Raw genomic sequence first — 17,537 nt, 5'->3', positions numbered from 1 at the left:
TCGGTACCACATACCCATGATGCACACGGAAACGAATCTTCCGGATGCGGAGCGAGCATCCGTTTGGCCTCCACCCTGAGCTCCGACACCAGATTTGGTGCAGCAGAGTACCATGGCCTCCTTAAAAGCGCGGCAGGAAGAGTTTGGAGGTTTTTTACAATGCGGAGGAGCGGCGAGAGAGATATTCGACGGCGCTATCCAGTGTGACGAGTTGCGCATAATCCTTCTCTGGTATGTCAAAGCCGAGTGCTTCGCTCAGACAAAATGCTTCAAACCCAGTAAGCCGATGGACGATTTTAAGTCCAGCGAGAGATCAAAAGGGAGTCAACTTGGTCAGTAGCGTACATATTGCCGTGACTTTAAGCAGAAAGCGCAGCAGGGGCTACAATTGAACCAACCACTTGCTAGGGGGGAATATGAGTATAAAAGTTCAAACTGGAAAAAATGAGGCAAAAAACTGCAATACAATTTGGGGGCACGACAGTTTTCTGGGGTGCCACCAGCGCTGCCTGTGCGCATACCGGTCTTGATATTTCAGGTTTGACAGCTGGCCTCAGGCAGTCACCACGCGGACTTGACCATTTGCGTATGCTGGCAAGGGGTTTGTGGGCAGCGTAAACTGGTGGAGCCAAAATCTGGCTGCTGCCGGCCGCTTTCGTGCTGTCGCTGGCTCTTGGCGCAGGTTTCACGGCGAGCTATCCTCTTGTCGATCTGCTGGGAATCTCAGATTGTAGCTGGGTGTAGCTCAGGAACGGTTTTAAGGGGTGGAAAATGACTGAAGGCCCAAATCATTCCTCGCATCAAACACGCGCTCGTAATCATAGAGTTTCTGCTCATCCAACAAGTGCTCATGAGTACGGGAAGTGGAGCGATTCGATCCCTTCCAGCCCTGGGGTGACAGCAGCAGGCGGCCAATGGACCTGCCCCATGCACCCGGAGATCATCCAAGATGAACCCGGCGACTGCCCCATCTGCGGAATGGTATTGGTACCCCTTGTCGGCACAGGCACAGGTACTGGCGAAGGCGAAGCCGGCGACTCAGAGTTGCGAGATCTCGCGCAGCGGCTGAAGGTGGGGGTCGTGCTATCGATTCCCCTTGTAATGGCGGCGATGACTCCCATGATTGGAGCCCATGACTTGTTCGGGCTACAGCCGCGCTTGCGCGGATGGGTTGAATTCTTCCTGGCTACACCGGTTGTGTTGTGGGTGGGATGGCCAATTCTGCGCAAATTCTGGTTCTCGCTCGTGCATCGCGCGCTCAACATGTATACGCTGATCGGATTGGGAGTCGCATTTGCCTATCTGTTCAGTCTGGCAGCCGTATTCTTGCCCGGCTTGTTCCCACCGGAGTTTAGGGAACACGATGGCGCCGTGGGAACATATTTTGAGGCCGCTGCCATCATTACGACCCTGGTAATACTGGGTGAATATCTCCAGACACGAGCCATGGGGCAAACCAGCCGAGCCATTCAGCAGTTGTTGAAGTTGGCACCTAACCAGGCATGGCGTGTGCGTGATGATGGAACGGAAGAGCAGGTTTCACTGGATTTGATTGGGGTGGGCGACCGATTGCGTGTAAAGCCCGGAGAAAAAATTCCAGTCGACGGCACGGTGCTTGAGGGGATAAGCCGAGTGGACGAATCGATGATTACCGGCGAGCCCATGCCGGTAGCTAAAGCAGCGGGCGATAAGGTAACCGGGGCCACCATCAACAGCAATGGCTCATTGGTAATACGCGCCGAACGGGTGGGTGCAGACACGCTGCTGGCACGCATCGTTCATATGGTCGGAGAAGCGCAGCGCACACGCGCGCCGATCCAAAAACTCGCCGATGTGATCGCGGCGTATTTTGTCCAGATCGTTATCGCTATCGCCGTTATCACCGCGCTTGCCTGGGGGGTTGCGGGCCCTGAGCCCCGGTTTACCTATGCGTTTCTCAACGCCATTGCGGTCCTCATCATTGCATGTCCTTGCGCAGTAGGCCTTGCCACGCCTATCTCCATGACGGTCGCGATGGGGCAGGGTGCGCATGCGGGTATCCTGTTCCGCAACGCTGAAGCGATCGAGCGGATGCGTGAAATCGACACCGTAGTGGTTGACAAGACGGGAACCCTCACCTTGGGGCGTCCCACACTGACTGATTTTGCCGTAGAAGGCATGGAACAAGACGAGGCGGTAGCACTCGTGGCAGGGGTGGAGCAGCGTTCCGAGCATCCCATTGCCCATGCAATCGCTGAGGCTGCCAAGGCCCGCGGTTTAAATCTCCCGACCCCGGAAAATTTCGAGGCGATCAACGGGCTTGGCGTCAAGGCCGACGTCGGCGGCAAGCGCGTGCTCGTGGGCAGTCGCGATTTTCTCATGCTGCACGGAGTGGATACGCAATCCTGGCACCATCGAGTAGAAGATTGGCGTGCCCAGGCCAAAACGGTAGTATTCTTCGCTGTGAATGAAATTGCCGCTGGAATCGCAGCAGTCGCCGATCCCGTCAAGGAAGGCACATCCGAAGCCATCGCGGTACTTAAGCACTTGGACGTGCGCGTCGTGATGCTCACGGGGGACTCAAGGCGCACAGCCGATGTGATCGCTCGATATCTTGGCATTGATGAAGTGCTGGCCGAGGTACTCCCGGCAGACAAGGCCGATCATGTTAAACGGTTACAGGCTGAAGGGCATAAGGTAGCCATGGCGGGTGATGGCATCAATGACGCGCCTGCGCTAGCGCAAGCTGATGTCGGTATCGCAATGGGTACTGGCACTGACGTGGCAATGGAGAGCGCTGGGGTGACCCTTGTCAAAGGAGACCTGCGTGGTATTGAACGAGCCGTCGCCCTGTCGCGCGCCACCATGCGCAACATCCGGCAAAACCTCGTCTTCGCATTCGGCTACAATGCGCTGGGCATACCGCTCGCTGCGGGCGTGCTTTACCCCGTCTTCGGGCTGCTGCTCTCGCCCATGTTCGCTGGCGCTGCCATGGCAATGAGCTCCGTATCGGTCGTGACCAATGCCTTGCGGCTAAATCGCATCAAATTATGACGTCTCAACCGGACGGGCAGTCGATGGAGAACGATTGCAGGCAGTGCTCGCCCCTATATTAGGATAAATGGAGATCATGAGGACATACAAAGAGCATTCTCAAGGTACCGATAATGTGCTGACCAACCCCGGTTTTGACGGTGGGGAGGAACCATCGGCGAAGACGCTCCTCGGGATCAAGCTAAACGAACTGATAGGCAGGCGAGGTTTAAGTCAGACAGCAACCATTCGCCTCACCGGCATGGCGCTGCCGAAAGCGTCCCAGATTGGGTGCTACAAGCTGCAGGACATCTCGTCCGAGCGCTTCATACAGGCAGTGGCTAGCATCAAGGTAACGTGTAATGTCACGGGATAGATTAGCTGAGTTGAGCCGGTTAATAGCCGGCCTAGCTGTCTATATCTCATGCACCTGCCTCGCTCAAGCAGAAATGTTGAGCGGTCGCGTGGTCAAGATCGCCGATGGCGATACCCTGACAGTCCTCGACAAGTCAAACCGGCAGCACAAGATCAGACTTTTGGGAATCGATGCGCCTGAACATGCACAGCCGTTTGGCACCGTATCCCGGCAAAACCTGGCTGATCTGGTGTTTGGCAAAACAGTTGCCGTGGAGTGGTACAAGCAAGATCGCTATCAGCGTATTTTGGGAAAAGTGCTGCTGAATGGGCAGGACGTAAACTTGAAGCAGATCAAGGCCGGGCTGGCATGGCATTACAAACAGTATGACAAAGATCTGCGGCGGGCTGATAAGCAGCTTTATGCCGAGGCTCAGAAGGCAGCCAGTCTCAAGGGCATTGGACTGTGGAATGATGTGGCGCCTGTCGCACCGTGGGATTTCCGGCACAATAAGTCTGCCCCATCAGTTGCAGACGATGGATGCGAGATCAGGCTTGGTGAATTCCGGTACAAGATCGACCCCGTCATTTGTGGAATTTTTCGGAATGCCCTCAAGTCTGCCTCCACCCTGCCCGGACTCATGGAGCTTGTGCATCTTGCAACTCGTCCTGGCTCACGAGAAGCCAATTGAATCGATGGCAGCTTATGCAATGCTCTGCGCTAATCAGGATTGCGGCAGAATTTTCGCAATGAGAAAAACCATCCCCTGATAAGGCAGGAAAAAACAGGATTTTTTCACCCATAAGAAAAATGCTATTTGCTCTAAATTGGCCGTACGAACGATGCGCAACGGCCAGGAGGAGCGGATAGCATGGATAGGGATGACGAGGCATGGCGTTCACTTTGGACGCTTGAAATGATTTCCCGAACGGCAGTGCATCAATCCGGCGTCACGGCCAGAGTGACGCGCTCACCAGATAATCCAAAGATAGATCGCATCTCGCTTGAAAACAAGGACAGCCTGGATCCCTCACGCTGGGATCTGCGCGACATTTCCAAGCAGCTCATGGCGCTGTGGCTGGAGGGAAGTTTTGAGCGCGCATGAAGGCTGCATACGAGAGCCATTTTCGCACCAGAAACAGTCTATCCAAACGTAATCACCTCTGTTTGCTTTCCCAGGGTCTTTAGGAGCAGCTTGTAGGTATCGAGATCAAACTTCATGGATGAGCGCGTCCCCAGCACATCGTCCAGGCCGGCTTCGTTGTCCACCGTTCCCAGATGGCACCAGTAGTGGAAGACATGCACTTCCGATCGGCCGGACGACGCATTGTATTCCCGTATGCCGATCCTGCCGGGATAGGGCCATGATTTGAGCTTAAGGGGGAGCAGCGCCTGTTTCAGGCGCAGGTAATGCAGTTGCGGCACTTCCTTGCCCGCGCAGACGCCGTTACAGCGTTTCAACTGGTGTGCGAAACACGCGCCCTTCCCATTCTCAAGGCCTACCACCCGGGGACACAACCTGTTCTCCCGGACAACCTCGCGCAGTGCATCAACCGCTTTTGTTTTCGAGCGGAAGAGCCCGTACAGATCGCCGAACACCTCAGGGTGGATATCCTCTTCCGTCACGATATTCACCAGGGGAGCCTCGTACGAGTCGTCGCCCAGCTTCAGGGAAAAGAGCGTGCGGGAGCGGCGCAATCGCTTGTTGTGGATGGGATGATGCTCCTTGATTAACCTCGACTCCAGCAGCAGTGCGCCCAGTTCCCCGGCTGTTTCCATCCATTCGACCCGCTCGACCTCCTGGGCAATGCGCATGTCGCTGAACGAAGCATGGTCGCCGCTGAAATGGGACATGACCCGGGAGCGCAGCGTCACGCTCTTGCCGATATAGAGGGGAAGGCCGTTTTTGCCGTAGAAGAAATAGACACCCGGCCTGTCCGGAATCTGGTCCAGAATCGAAGCATCCAGGCCTGCGGGCAGGCTTGGGTCTTTCAGCAGGATGGCTGCCGCTTCTTGTACCTCCCGGGCACCCAGCTCGCGCCTTGCCATCTCAAGATAGGCTGCGACGAGCTCCACGTCCCCCATCGCCCGGTGGCGCATCTCGGTCTTTAGCCCATGACGCTGCATGATGGCATCGAGTCCATGACCCTTGTGCTGAGGATAGAGCTTGCGCGAAAGCCGGGCCGTGCACAATACCCTGTGCTGGAGCAGCGCGCCCATGCGCCGGTACTCGTTCTTCAGGAATCCGTAGTCGAAGCGGACGTTATGCGCTGCCAGCACCGCTCCATCAAGAAAACCGTAGAGCCGGTGGGCGATATCCCCGAAGGAAGGCGCATCCTTTACCATCCCGTTGCTGATACCGGTCAGATGCGTGATGAAAGGCGGAATGGATATGCCTGGATTAACGAGCGTTTCCCAACGCTCGCTTTCCATTCCTTCCTCGAAACGAATGAGCGCAATCTCGATGATGCGGTCATGCAGGGGCGTGCCGCCCGTGGTTTCCAGGTCCAGGATGACGTAGGGAAAAGGAAGCAAGGTTGGGACAGGAGTGAGGATAGGTTTCTAAATTCCCGGATCAATCGCCCAGCAAAGAGGGCACAATGTCAGGGTAGTCATGGTAATCCTGGGATGCTGCTGCAAGGATGTCAGTTTGGAACAAAGTTTCAATTTTCTCGTTTGATAGGTATCTGGCCTTCCCCTTGCGTTAACAAGGGGTGTGCAATCATTCATTCCTGCTGCTCTGTTGATCCGATCGAGGCCTGATAATCATTCTCAAGGATTGATCCTTGGTGAAAAAAGCAACTGCCCAGTTTGCTAATGTCATAAACCGGTTACGATAAGTGACAAGAGAAAAAAGGTGTACAAATAGCCAGATTCCCCATGCCATGAATCCTTCGAGATGCAAGGCGGGTTTGGGAAAGTCGGCCACGGCCTTGTTTCTACCGATAATGGCCAGAGATCCTTTGTCATTGTATGCAAACGGTGTCAAAGGTTGGTTACGGATGACGGCAACAAGATTGGCGGCCAGGTTTCTGCCTTGCTGAAGCGCCACTTGTGCAAGCTGGGGATGTCCCTGCGGAAAATTTCTATCCGAGGTCAGCAGACAAGTATCGCCTATGGCGTAGATGTCCCTTGTTCCGCTGACTTTGTTATATTCATTTACCAGCAGGCGGTTACCTCGTCCATAACATTCGTGGGGCAGGCCTTCGAATATCTTCCCTGTCACGCCGGCAGTCCACAGCAGGATTTGCGTCTCAAGGGTTTTTCCGTCGGAGAAAATCACTGTATCGTTTATGTAATCCTTCACCTGGGTATTTAGATGTATTTCAACGCCCATCTTCAGCAGCACTTCGTAGGTGTATTTTTGCGAATGAACGCTCATCGCGCCCAATAGAGCGGACGCACTGTCAACAAGGTGAATCCGTGGCTGGAGACCGGTCAATTCAGGGTAATCCCTGTGGAGGATTCTCTTGCGCATCTCTGCCAACATGCCCGCAATTTCCACTCCCGTGGGACCACCACCGGCAATCACGACCGAAAACAGTTTTTTCCTCCTCATTTCGTCAACCTCAATAGTTACTTCTTCCATTTTTTGAAGCATGTAATTTCGTATTTCTATGGCATCATCGGCCGTCTTCATCGGCAGTGCTGCCCGGCGAATATTTTCGATGCCAAAATAATTGGGCTCGGTGCCCGTGGCGAGAACAAGACAATCGTAGGCCAACTCGCCCGTGGACAGGAGTACCTTGTTTCCTTCAGGCATCACCTTTTGCAGCTTGCCCAGCCGGAAATGGACGTTCACCTTGTCATGGAAAAATTTTCGGAAGGGGTACGCAATATTGGACACGTCCAGGAAGCCGGTCGCAGCCTGGTACAGAAGCGGAGGAAAAAGATGATAGTTATTCATGTCAACCAGCGTCACATCAAATTCCTCTTTTCCAGCCAAATGCTTGACCAAGTTCAGTCCAGCAAAGCCCCCACCAATAATGGCGATTTTGGTTTTCATCATGAGGTAATTGACAAAGATGAATAGGAAGGCAACTGCAGTTCTCTCAATGCCGCAATGTGGAGCAGTTCGAGCATGATGCGTAATTTTTCGATCTTCATCCACCAGAAAGTGAGCGGGCCTGTTTGAAGCGAACGTGTGCGGTACCGTACGGAATAAGTCAAAAAACAGCTGTAGGTTTAATTCAGCTGTAGGTTTAATTCCCGATTCGGCTAAACAGAGTGAGGTAGATTATGAGATATGATTTCGTTTTTAGAAATTTGATACGGTCAATTTTGATCGCGACTATGGCGTTTGGAGCCGCTACGTTAGTTCAAGCTGAAAAGAATTCTTCCGCTGACAGCGGCAGTTCGTCATCCGGTTCGTCTAAAAAGGAACAGAAATCTGCAGGTCAATCAAAGACTGCGCAATCCAAAAAGCAAGACAACTCTGCACAAGCACAGGACAACTACATTTACGGCAAAGACCAGACAGCTGACTACTGGAAGGCGCAAGGCATCAGCGCTCATGTATACGGCAAGGACGCTGCCAGCGACTACTGGATATCCCAAGGGAAGACGCAAACCGGATCAACTCAAAGGAGTTCTGCTGGAGGGGGATCAAGTTCTTCCCAAAGTGATTACGATTGAGACCGGAGGAAATTTTGCGTTTATCGGACTTCCTGGTGGCAGCAGTGCAATATTACGTGTAAATCTGTGCATCTGGAAGTCCGGGTTCTTCAACGGATAAGAATGATGCGAGGGGCATATCTATTTGAATGTTGCGCGAATTTCTGGCAACAATTAAAAAAGTATATCCTGGATATATGGTTATACAGATAACCATTGAGGGGATTGGGGAGGTTGGGCAAACCCAAGCCCTATAGGACAAAGGGCTTGGGGTGGGTCAGATAATGGCGTCACGTTATCGTCCCACATGCCAATACTATCCTTTTGCTGATTATCTTATCTGTGAATAAAAGTCGTTTCAGTGGTGTTATTCCAGGGATTGATTCTCTTTTAAAACTGCAAAAAAAGCCCGGCGTGAACCGGGCTAGGGGAGTTGCATTGGATTCGTTTCCCTGTTTTTGGGAGGAGGGAAACGAGTAGGAAGTATAACCAGGCGAATAAAATATTACCGTTAGATAATTAACACAATCTGAAAAAAACCGGTGAAAGAATGCGGGAGCAATAAAAAACCCGCCGAAGCAGGTTACGGTTATTTATCATTTTCAAGTACTGCCACTCTTCTACAGTTGCCCCCTGCCTGTTTGGTGAGGGTATTTCATTTCAATATTGACGTTTTTTCGCGACGCTTTTCCGTGAGCTGACAGCCTTGTTCTGGCTAATTAATATTAGCCACCTCGGGTTTGAGATTGGCGCTCTCGATGATGACTGAACAATGCGATGTGATGGGCGTTGCGCGCGGAGTTTGTGACTGGGAGACAGGTGCTGTCAAAATACGCTTCCTGAATTGGAGCGCGTCAGCTTGGGTGTGAAATTTTCGGAATGGAGGGATTTTTCTTCACAGCCTTCTCTCCTCGCTGCAATTCCTTCTCTCTTTTCCAAAACAGCTTCTCATTTTACTGTGAAACCTCGTTACAAGAAGCCGATGCTCTCGCTTCTTGAGCATCGGCCGATTGATTTGAGCGAACTTTGAGTTCTAGTATTGTGGATCAGTATTATTTTTCTCTCCGTCCTTCCTTGGACATGAAATACCAGGCAGCAACAGCACCTATACCTACTACGAGAATTGCCATTTCCATGATAACCCCCTTTCAGAATCAAGATGATATGCTAAAAATACGATCAACTTGATGACCCGCAAATAATGCCAGGGCACCAGTATCTACCCGTGCGGACATAAAAAAACAACTGTCCGCATGATATTTGATGCGGGTTCAGAGTAAAGGTTCCTATATTCCCAAAAATTTTCGTAAAAAATGTAGATTCCAATTCAGACAAAGATCAGCGGGATTGATAACGATTTTTGCCGCCAAAACCGGGTGAGGAGTTTTGTGTAATTGAAGCCTCAAGAAGATAAAGCAGTGGATTTATAGTCGATGTTTCCCTAAGCTTAAATCCTACTCTATGAGAGTCCACATATTGAGGATATCGATTACCTGGCTTTCTGCCAGGTTATTTTTTCCCGACAACGCAGAAACCCGGTCGTATTCCCATTTCAATGCCCAGGGGTGATCCAGGGAAATGGCATTTTTCACGAGCGCTGGGTCAATACTGCCCTCCACCTTAAGTTTTTGGAAGACCTCACTCAGCATTAATAGGATCAGTTTTTCACTATCGCTCAGCTTCATTTTTTCCTCCTGCTCTGTTAACACGCTTTCATCTTACAGAGTTCAAGACCCGTTACCATTGGCCTGAAGTACATCGTACGGAAGTACAACATCTTCCCGTTGAAGGCTACGGGGTATGCCGAGGAGAGATGGGTACACTCCCCGCAGTTTTCGTTATGAGTGTTGTTGGGTGCTGTTGCCGATTGACCGTTCTCGCTCCCGGTCTTTTGAGCGAGCCTGTAACCGAGGGTGCGTTAGCGCACTGAGGATTTCAGAGAAAAGAGTATATCTATTGTTCCTGCAAGCGTATTGCAGGCCTGTCAACATTCGCCCGCCTCCCGCTTGGAGGATCCAATGTTAGAAAGCATTACCTGTATTCGTCACCCGAAACTTGATTATTTCTGCCACCCATTTACTTATAGGAGTTCGACATGAATAAACTCACATCGATAGTTGTTCTGGCGTCCTTCACGGCGGTTTGCAGCTTCAGCGTGCTCGCTGGATCGCATGATTCGGATAAGGGAGCAATGGACAAATCTTATCAAGACATGAGCAAGAAGAATGTCGACAAGAACGCGCCCAGCTCAACCTCTGAGATCATGAAGGAGAAGATGCCCAAGGATTTACCGGAGGGAGTGAAGCAGGAATACAGAGATCAGGAGGTAATGAACAAGAAACCGTATAAGCAGCCACACCAATGATATAAAGGATCAGAGGCGATCGTTTGCGGGGAAATCGCCTCTGATTTTTTTCAATTCTTTACGGCTTGAATATTTCCGCGTTTGCCTTCCCACGCACCGTGAGATAACCTGCTAATCCTTTCTCCATACGCGACAGCGCGTGATCAACCAGAATATAGCGGCCGGGATAATCGACCTTGAATTCCACAATGGTGGCACCGCCTGGCGGAACGAGCGTCGTTTGCACATCTGTCAATGGCGGACTGGTCAATGAAGCCTGGTCGTACACCTTATCGAAGACTTCCCCGATGATGTGGAAGCTGGAGGTGAGGTTGGGACCGCCCACACCAAAATAGATGCGCACGTTATCGCCCGTGTTCGCTTCCATGGTGTACATTTTCGTAAGCGCATCCACGGTGCCATTGAACACTAGGTGCTGGGGATTCTCCGCGAGCAGATTTTCCAGCGAAAATTCCTGCAGACCTCGCACATTGTGGGAGTGGGTGGTGTAGAGCTCACCCTGCATTACATAGAATTCCCTGTCAGCCATGGGCAGACCTCCCTCGGGCTCGACCAGAACCATGCCATACATGCCGTTCGCAATATGATGCGCAACCATGGGAGTTGCACAATGGTAAACGAACAGTCCAGGATGAAGCGACTTGAAGGTGAAGCTCTTTGTCTCGCCCGGTGCCGCCTGCGTGACCGCGGCACCTCCACCCGGTCCTGTTACGGCATGGAAATCTATCGAATGGATGTTGGTACTGCTTGCGCTATTATGCAGATTGATAGTGATGGTATCCCCTACCTTCACGCGCAGGAGGGGTCCCGGCACCCTGTTATTGAAGGTCCAGTATTTATAGAGCTTCTTGTCCGAAAGTTGCCCTTCGATTTCGGTTGCTTCGAGATTGAGTGTCAAATGCCTTGAAGCCCGCGTTCCGACCGGCTCTCCCACGGCGCGCGGGTCCTGGGCCACGTTGGTTACATATCCTTTCGCTTCCTCCGGCGGCTTGCCGACAATGAGACGGCCGAACATGCCGGCGGCCTTGTGCCCGGGCAGTGTGCAGAGGTACTCAAAGGTGCCGGTACGGACTGCACGAAATACCATCGAAGTGGCAGCGCCTTTCGCTGTGATATTATCCGATTTGGCGCCCAGCTCAGGAATGGCGATGTCATGCATGGCACCATCGCCGTTGACCAGATTGATCTGAACCACTGCGCCCGGGTTTACCTCCAGGTCAGGGTTGATTTTGCCCGCGATCGTACCTGATTCACCGACAAATACCAGTTTACCCTCGCCGATATCCGTACGAAGGGTAAAGGTAACGTCGGGTCGGTAGGTGACACCGCTGTTGCTGCCTTGTTCGGCAGCGACCGGGGATAAATAACCGAACGTTGCGCAAACGGCTGTAAGCAGTAAAAAGGTCCTTCCCATGCTTTTCTCCCAGATAAACGGATACAAAGATTGCGGATACAAATACCGCTAAGCTCGTATGGGCAGCAGGATGTTTTTCCTGCAATGCTCCCCGATATTTGGAGCCACATGCTGCTGCAGGCCGAGAGTCGTGGCCAAGACGGGGGAACACATCGAGCGACCAAGCCAAAGGAGCTAACTTGATCAGCTTACACTCGGCTGGTGCAACCAACGTGGGCCTGTGGCGGGATAACAATGAGGATAGTTATCTGATCATACCACAGGCCCGCGTCCTGGCACTCGCAGATGGCATGGGTGGCGCGGCGGCCGGCGAGGTCGCCAGTCAACATTTTGTCGACATGGTGCGAATCGCATTTTCCGAACTGGCTTCGCCTCGGAAAGAGAGCGTTTCTGAGCGCATTCAGCATGTATTCGAGCGGGCAAATGCGCGCATCCTCGAACACATCATCCAGCACCCGGCCGATACAGGAATGGGATGCACAGCAGATCTTCTCGTGTTCGACGGCGAGCGGTATATTATCGGCCACGTGGGGGATAGCAGAGTTTATCTGCTGCGCGACGGAAGACTGCAGCAGTTGACTAAAGATCATTCGCTGGTACAGTCACAGGTGGATAGAGGCATGCTCACGCCCCAGGAGGCAAAGCATCACTTCCGAAAAAACATTCTCCTGCGCGCCGTGGGAACCGATTCGGCAATAGCATGCGATATCGTGCAAGGGGCGGTGCTCGGCAGCGATATTTTTTTATTGTGTTCGGATGGATTGACCGACATGGTGGGGAACGCGGATATCGAAATTGTGCTCGCTTCCGCGGAACCTCTTGAGCAAAAAGTGGAGAGACTGATCTCGGCAGCTTTGGAAGCTGGGGGAAAAGACAATGTCACCGTGATTCTCTGTGAAGTAGAGGATGCGTAGATTGCGGTTGAAGGCGGCAGTTATCGGGAATTGCTGGCATTAGCAATTGTCAGTTGTATCAGTAATCCAGAGGGGCAGCTGCCGCTCGACGGGGAGGAAGCAGGATGTTCGACCTCTCTTCCTCTCCCCGTAACGCCAATACAACTATTGAGCTATACTCCCTATTCACGTCGTTGGAGGTATCATGAAAATCCATGAATACCAGGCCAAACATATCCTGCATCAGTTTGGTATACCCATACCTCGAGGGCATTCCTGCTTCAACGTGGATGAAGCGGTGGCAACCGCTAAAAAACTGGGTGGAAGCACATGGGTGGTCAAGGCCCAAATCCATGCAGGGGGACGCGGGAAGGGTGGCGGGGTGAAGATCGCCAGATCGCTTGACGAGGTGAAACAATTTGCCGAAAAAATACTCGGCATGACGCTCGTCACGCCACAGACGGGTTCGCAGGGTCAGATCGTACGACGGCTGCTGGTCGAACAGGGTCTCGATATCAGGAAGGAGTTCTACATTGGACTGGTGGTGGATCGGGGCCGCCGCCGTGTCTGCCTGATGGCGAGTGCCGAAGGGGGGATGGATATCGAGCGGGTCGCTGCCGATTATCCGGAAAAGATCCACAAAGTGTATATCGATCCGGGGGCGGGACTGACCGCTACGGAAGCGGAAGATATCACGAGCAGGATCGGCTTTTCCGGTGCGGCAGTGGCGGAAACGGCTGCACTGTTGCAGAATCTATACCGCGCTTACGACAGCACGGACGCATCGCTCGTCGAAATCAATCCGCTGATACTCACCGGCGAAAATCGCATTGTCGCGCTCGATGCGAAGATGAATTTTGACGATAACGCGCTTTTCCGGCACCCCGATATCGCCGACTTGCGTGATCTTGACGAAGAAGATGCGGCAGAGATCGAGGCGTCCAGATACGGTCTTTCCTACATCTCGCTCGATGGCAACATAGGTTGCCTGGTAAATGGAGCCGGTCTTGCAATGGCTACCATGGATATCATCAAGTTCTACGGAGGAAATCCGGCCAATTTTCTCGACGTGGGAGGAGGCGCAACCACTGAAAAAGTCATGGAAGCCTTCAAACTGATGCTGCGCAATCCAAGACTGCAAGCCATACTGATCAATATATTCGGGGGCATCATGAAATGTGATGTCATTGCAGAGGGAGTAGTGGCAGCAGCGCGTGAAGTAAGGTTGAATGTTCCCCTGGTGGTTCGTCTCGAAGGCACGAATGCGGAGATCGGGAAAAAGATCCTGACCGAATCAGGTCTTGCCATCATTTCAGCCGCGAATATGGCGGATGCCGCGGAAAAGGCCGTTACCGCAGCCGCATCAGCCACCTCGGCCGCCATGCCGGCCACAGGGTCGTGAACAGAATCGGCAAACGAGGGAAATCAGTATGGCGATCCTGATCGACCGTAACACTCGTATCATGACGCAGGGGATTACCGGCAAGACCGGGCAATTCCACACGCGGATGTGTCGGGATTATGCTTATGGAAAAGAATGCTTTGTTGCCGGAGTCAATCCGAAGAAAGGGGGCGAGGATTTTGATGGCATCCCGATTTTCGGCACCGTAGAGGAAGCAAAGCAGGCAACAGGAGCCGCCGTTTCTGTAATCTATGTGCCGCCACCGTTTGCCGCTGCCGCAATCGATGAAGCGGTGGATGCGGAACTGGATCTGGTAATCTGTATTACCGAAGGTATCCCTGTGCGCGATATGATACGTACCTGCCACAGGATGGAAGGAAAAAAAACGCGGCTGGTAGGACCGAATTGTCCCGGCATCATTACGCCCGACGAGATCAAGATTGGCATCATGCCCGGTTACATTCATCGAAAGGGACGCATCGGGGTGGTTTCCCGTTCCGGGACACTCACTTACGAAGCGGTGGCGCAATTGATGGAGCAGGAATTGGGTCAATCCACCTGCATCGGTATCGGCGGCGACCCGGTGAATGGCTTGAGGCATCGGGATGTGATGAAGCTGTTCAACGAAGATGATGAAACCGACGCTGTTTTAATGGTGGGGGAAATCGGCGGTACCGACGAGGAGGATTGCGCTCGCTGGGTCAAGGAGAATATGCGTAAACCAGTGGTAGGATATATCGCAGGCTTGACAGCCCCTCCGGGCAGGCGCATGGGCCACGCCGGCGCCGTTATTTCGGGCGGTCGCGGAACCGCTCAGGAAAAGCTTGCGGTCCTGGAAGAATGCGGAATCAAAGTCGCGCGAAATCCCGCTGAGATGGGCAAGGTTCTCAAGTCCGCATTGGGTTGAATAATGCTTATCCCTGAAACTGCTTTGAAGGAAAGCAGCATGATTTTCTCGCAATGAATTTTCTTTCGTTGATTTTCGCTCTTCTGCTGGATCAGTGGCGCTCCGGCAGTGCGCGCAAACATATTGTCTCCTCTTTCCTCTCCTATGCCGATTCGCTGGAGGGTCATTTCAACACCGGCATCCATCGGCACGGCATCATTGCCTGGGTGGCCGCGGCAGGACCTTTCCTTATACTCTCCCTCCTGGTTTATTATTTATTATATGGAGCCAGTCCGCTGCTGGCGTGGGCGTGGAATGTGGCAATACTTTATCTCACCACGAGTTTTCGCCAGTTCAGCTATTCCCTGACTGAAATAAAGGAGGCGCTCAGGAACGAAGATTTGCCGCTTGCACGCGATCTCTTGAAGGAATACTACGGGATGGAGGCGGAGAGTGCCAGCAGTGAGGATATTTCGCGGATTGCCATCGAGTTGGGGTTGATCCATGCTCATCGTAACATGCTTGGCGTCATCGTTTGGTTCACCTTGCTGCCGGGGCCGCTCGGGCCCATGCTCTACCGTCTTGCGGAATTGTTGAATGACGCCTGGGGGGAGCGCCCGGATGGTTTTGGTGTTTTTGCGGTAAAGGCGTTTTACGTCATCGATTGGCTACCCGCGAGGATAACAGCGCTGAGCTTTGCCATTGCAGGCAACTTCGAGGATGCGGTTTATTGCTGGCGCGCGCAGGCGGCATCATGGGGGGATCAGAACCAGGGAACCATTCTTGCCAGTGGCGCAGGTGCGCTTGGCGTGCGCCTGGGAGATCCGTTGCGGGAAGAGACCGGCGCATATCACCGCCCCGAGGTAGGCGTGGGTGAAGAAGCCGACATGGATTTTCTGCAGGGCACCGTCGGCCTCATCTGGCGTACCCTGGTGCTATGGCTCGTCCTGCTGCTGTTGCTCGAGATCGCTGGCTGGACAGGGTGAGCAAGTAAGAAAAAACTGATACAGTTCGCATAAAGCCGATATACAGAGCTTGTAAGCTGCATTTATGAGGGCACTATGGCACCACCGCTGCTGATCGCGCAATCCCACCATCCCCTTGGTTTATTGCCCGGCTTCGCCAACCGGCACGGCCTGATCACGGGTGCGACCGGCACAGGCAAGACCGTTACGCTTCAGGTGCTGGCAGAACGCTTCTCGTCGATCGGCGTGCCCGTATTCATGGCGGACATAAAGGGCGATCTGGCAGGTCTCTCCTTTCCTGGCGCCGATTCAGCCAAAATGAAGGAGCGGCTTGCGCAACTCCACCTTCCGGAACCTGAATGGACTGCATATCCGGTTACGTTTTGGGATATTTACGGAAAAGCCGGACATCCGGTGCGCACCACCATATCCGACATGGGCCCGCTGCTGTTGGGCCGGTTATTCAATCTGAACGAAACGCAGCAGGGTGTGCTGACACTGGTATTCAAAATTGCGGATGATAACGGACTTCTGCTGCTTGACGTCAAGGATCTGCGCGCGCTGCTGCAGTTTGTCGGCGACAAGGCGAAGGACTTCACGGTGCAGTATGGTAACATTTCCGCCGCCTCGATCGGTGCCATTCAGCGTTCGCTTCTGCAGATCGAGCAGCAGGGGGGGGATATCCTGTTCGGCGAACCGATGCTCGATATTCATGACCTGATGCAGGTGGACAGCAGAGGGCGGGGGATGATAAACATTCTCGCAGCCGACAAACTGCTGAACGCTCCCAAGTTGTATTCCACCTTTTTGCTGTGGATACTGTCAGAGCTGTTCGAACATCTTCCTGAAATAGGCGATCCCGAGAAACCGAAATTGATATTTTTCTTTGATGAAGCCCATCTTTTATTCAATGATGCGCCCCGTCCTCTTCTGGAAAAAATAGAGCAGGTCGTGAGGTTGATACGATCCAAGGGAGTGGGCGTGTATTTTGTAACACAAAATCCCCTCGATGTTCCTGAAACTGTTCTGGGACAGCTCGGCAATCGCGTGCAGCATGCCCTGCGCGCGTTTACGCCGCGCGATCAGAAGGCGGTGCGGTCGGCTGCGCAAACCATGCGGGCGAATCCCGGTCTGGATACCGAAAAGGTGATCAGTGAGCTTTCGGTGGGTGAAGCGCTCGTTTCGTTGCTGGACGAGAAAGGCCGTCCCGCCATGGTTGAGCGGGCGTTTATTTTGCCGCCTCAATCGAGGATAGGACCGGTCACCGATGCGGAACGCGCAGGTATCATCAAATCCTCGATGGTTTTCGGCCATTACGAGCAACAGGTGGACCGTGAGTCCGCATACGAAATACTCGGAAGTCGGGCTCCGATGACGCAGAATACCGGGAATGAGGAAGCTCCCGTCCGTGCCAGGGTAAAAAAGACCGAATCCGAAGAGGGTATGATGGAGGTACTGGGTGATATGCTGCTCGGCAAAACCGGCCCGCGCGGTGGATATAAACCTGGCATTCTCGATACCGCTGCACGCAGCGCGGCGCGCTCCATCGGTTCGCGTGCCGGCCGTGAAATCTTCCGCGGGATTCTGGGAGGTATGTTCGGCGGCAGTAACCGCAGACGTTGAAAAAACAG

15 protein-coding genes are annotated in these 17,537 nt (G+C 53.1%); 11 read left to right on the top strand and 4 right to left on the bottom strand.

The features are described from left to right. The first annotated feature begins 894 nt into the window (after positions 1-894). From NMUL_RS10495 to NMUL_RS10480, 4 genes are all read left to right on the top strand, one after another. The gene (locus NMUL_RS10495; RefSeq protein WP_238529806.1) at positions 895-3,033 is read left to right on the top strand and encodes a copper-transporting P-type ATPase; all 2,139 of its coding nucleotides are present in this window, start codon (positions 895-897) and stop codon (positions 3,031-3,033) included. A 76-nt stretch (positions 3,034-3,109) separates the two neighbouring features. Continuing rightward, complete coding sequence (locus NMUL_RS10490; RefSeq protein WP_080557719.1) at positions 3,110-3,388, top strand: helix-turn-helix domain-containing protein; 279 nt, start codon at positions 3,110-3,112, stop codon at positions 3,386-3,388. Positions 3,389-3,461: 73 nt separating this feature from the next. Continuing rightward, on the top strand, positions 3,462-4,058 hold the full coding sequence (locus NMUL_RS10485) for a thermonuclease family protein (RefSeq protein WP_074772776.1): 597 nt from the start codon (positions 3,462-3,464) through the stop codon (positions 4,056-4,058). A gap of 180 nt (positions 4,059-4,238) precedes the next feature. Next, entirely contained in the window at positions 4,239-4,472 is a 234-nt protein-coding gene (locus NMUL_RS10480; RefSeq protein ID WP_041352552.1) for a hypothetical protein, read from the top strand. Positions 4,473-4,510: 38 nt separating this feature from the next. On the opposite strand, the gene NMUL_RS10475 is transcribed toward NMUL_RS10480, so the two are convergent. Further along, complete coding sequence (locus NMUL_RS10475) at positions 4,511-5,902, bottom strand: exonuclease domain-containing protein (protein WP_011381317.1); 1,392 nt, start codon at positions 5,900-5,902, stop codon at positions 4,511-4,513. Positions 5,903-6,089: 187 nt separating this feature from the next. Next, positions 6,090-7,376, bottom strand: a complete 1,287-nt coding sequence (locus NMUL_RS10470) for an NAD(P)/FAD-dependent oxidoreductase (RefSeq protein WP_202944821.1) — start codon at positions 7,374-7,376, stop codon at positions 6,090-6,092. A 230-nt stretch (positions 7,377-7,606) separates the two neighbouring features. Here NMUL_RS10470 and NMUL_RS15755 point away from each other — a divergent pair, with 230 nt between their 5' ends. Then, on the top strand, positions 7,607-8,002 hold the full coding sequence (locus NMUL_RS15755) for a hypothetical protein (RefSeq protein WP_146063189.1): 396 nt from the start codon (positions 7,607-7,609) through the stop codon (positions 8,000-8,002). A gap of 1,433 nt (positions 8,003-9,435) precedes the next feature. Here the strand turns inward: NMUL_RS15755 and NMUL_RS10460 are convergent. Continuing rightward, entirely contained in the window at positions 9,436-9,666 is a 231-nt protein-coding gene (locus NMUL_RS10460) for a YfbU family protein (protein ID WP_041353166.1), read from the bottom strand. A gap of 410 nt (positions 9,667-10,076) precedes the next feature. Between NMUL_RS10460 and NMUL_RS10455 the strand changes: the two genes are divergently transcribed. After that, positions 10,077-10,346 carry a hypothetical protein gene (locus tag NMUL_RS10455; RefSeq protein WP_011381314.1) on the top strand — a complete coding sequence of 90 codons (270 nt, stop codon included), beginning with the start codon at positions 10,077-10,079 and terminating at the stop codon, positions 10,344-10,346. Between the two features lie 58 nt (positions 10,347-10,404). On the opposite strand, the gene nirK is transcribed toward NMUL_RS10455, so the two are convergent. Continuing rightward, positions 10,405-11,760 (bottom strand): copper-containing nitrite reductase, encoded by a 1,356-nt coding sequence (nirK, locus tag NMUL_RS10450; protein ID WP_011381313.1) that lies wholly within the window; start codon positions 11,758-11,760, stop codon positions 10,405-10,407. 179 nt (positions 11,761-11,939) lie between these two features. On the opposite strand from nirK, the gene NMUL_RS10445 reads away from it, so the two are divergent. The 5 genes from NMUL_RS10445 (at position 11,940) to NMUL_RS10425 (ending at position 17,529) form a co-directional block, all read left to right on the top strand. After that, a complete protein-coding gene (locus tag NMUL_RS10445; protein WP_011381312.1) occupies positions 11,940-12,674 on the top strand; it encodes a Stp1/IreP family PP2C-type Ser/Thr phosphatase in 735 nt (244 codons plus the stop codon). A gap of 184 nt (positions 12,675-12,858) precedes the next feature. Further along, positions 12,859-14,055 carry an ADP-forming succinate--CoA ligase subunit beta gene (gene sucC / locus NMUL_RS10440; RefSeq protein WP_011381311.1) on the top strand — a complete coding sequence of 399 codons (1,197 nt, stop codon included), beginning with the start codon at positions 12,859-12,861 and terminating at the stop codon, positions 14,053-14,055. 28 nt (positions 14,056-14,083) lie between these two features. Beyond that, positions 14,084-14,962, top strand: coding sequence for a succinate--CoA ligase subunit alpha (sucD, locus tag NMUL_RS10435; RefSeq protein WP_011381310.1), 879 nt, complete (start codon positions 14,084-14,086; stop codon positions 14,960-14,962). Positions 14,963-15,015: 53 nt separating this feature from the next. After that, on the top strand, positions 15,016-15,927 hold the full coding sequence (locus tag NMUL_RS10430; RefSeq protein WP_011381309.1) for a CobD/CbiB family protein: 912 nt from the start codon (positions 15,016-15,018) through the stop codon (positions 15,925-15,927). 75 nt (positions 15,928-16,002) lie between these two features. Then, positions 16,003-17,529 (top strand): helicase HerA-like C-terminal domain-containing protein, encoded by a 1,527-nt coding sequence (locus NMUL_RS10425; protein WP_011381308.1) that lies wholly within the window; start codon positions 16,003-16,005, stop codon positions 17,527-17,529. Positions 17,530-17,537: the final 8 nt, after the last annotated feature.

Source organism: Nitrosospira multiformis ATCC 25196 (assembly GCF_000196355.1).
GTDB classification, from domain to species: Bacteria; Pseudomonadota; Gammaproteobacteria; order Burkholderiales; family Nitrosomonadaceae; genus Nitrosospira; species Nitrosospira multiformis.
The sequence above is the reverse complement of the archived record's forward strand: the minus strand, read 5'-3'. Positions and strand labels throughout refer to the sequence as shown.

Excerpts from the sequence above, each read along its gene's own strand:
- NMUL_RS10425 (WP_011381308.1), top strand. The coding sequence starts at position 16,003 with ATGGCACCACCGCTGCTGATCGCGCAATCCCACCATCCCCTTGGTTTA.
- NMUL_RS10480 (WP_041352552.1), top strand. The coding sequence starts at position 4,239 with ATGGATAGGGATGACGAGGCATGGCGTTCACTTTGGACGCTTGAAATG.
- NMUL_RS10430 (WP_011381309.1), top strand. The coding sequence starts at position 15,016 with ATGAATTTTCTTTCGTTGATTTTCGCTCTTCTGCTGGATCAGTGGCGC.
- nirK (WP_011381313.1), bottom strand. The coding sequence starts at position 11,760 with ATGGGAAGGACCTTTTTACTGCTTACAGCCGTTTGCGCAACGTTCGGT.
- NMUL_RS15755 (WP_146063189.1), top strand. The coding sequence starts at position 7,607 with ATGAGATATGATTTCGTTTTTAGAAATTTGATACGGTCAATTTTGATC.
- NMUL_RS10490 (WP_080557719.1), top strand. The coding sequence starts at position 3,110 with ATGAGGACATACAAAGAGCATTCTCAAGGTACCGATAATGTGCTGACC.
- NMUL_RS10455 (WP_011381314.1), top strand. The coding sequence starts at position 10,077 with ATGAATAAACTCACATCGATAGTTGTTCTGGCGTCCTTCACGGCGGTT.
- sucD (WP_011381310.1), top strand. The coding sequence starts at position 14,084 with ATGGCGATCCTGATCGACCGTAACACTCGTATCATGACGCAGGGGATT.
- NMUL_RS10460 (WP_041353166.1), bottom strand. The coding sequence starts at position 9,666 with ATGAAGCTGAGCGATAGTGAAAAACTGATCCTATTAATGCTGAGTGAG.
- NMUL_RS10470 (WP_202944821.1), bottom strand. The coding sequence starts at position 7,376 with ATGATGAAAACCAAAATCGCCATTATTGGTGGGGGCTTTGCTGGACTG.
- NMUL_RS10485 (WP_074772776.1), top strand. The coding sequence starts at position 3,462 with ATGTTGAGCGGTCGCGTGGTCAAGATCGCCGATGGCGATACCCTGACA.
- sucC (WP_011381311.1), top strand. The coding sequence starts at position 12,859 with ATGAAAATCCATGAATACCAGGCCAAACATATCCTGCATCAGTTTGGT.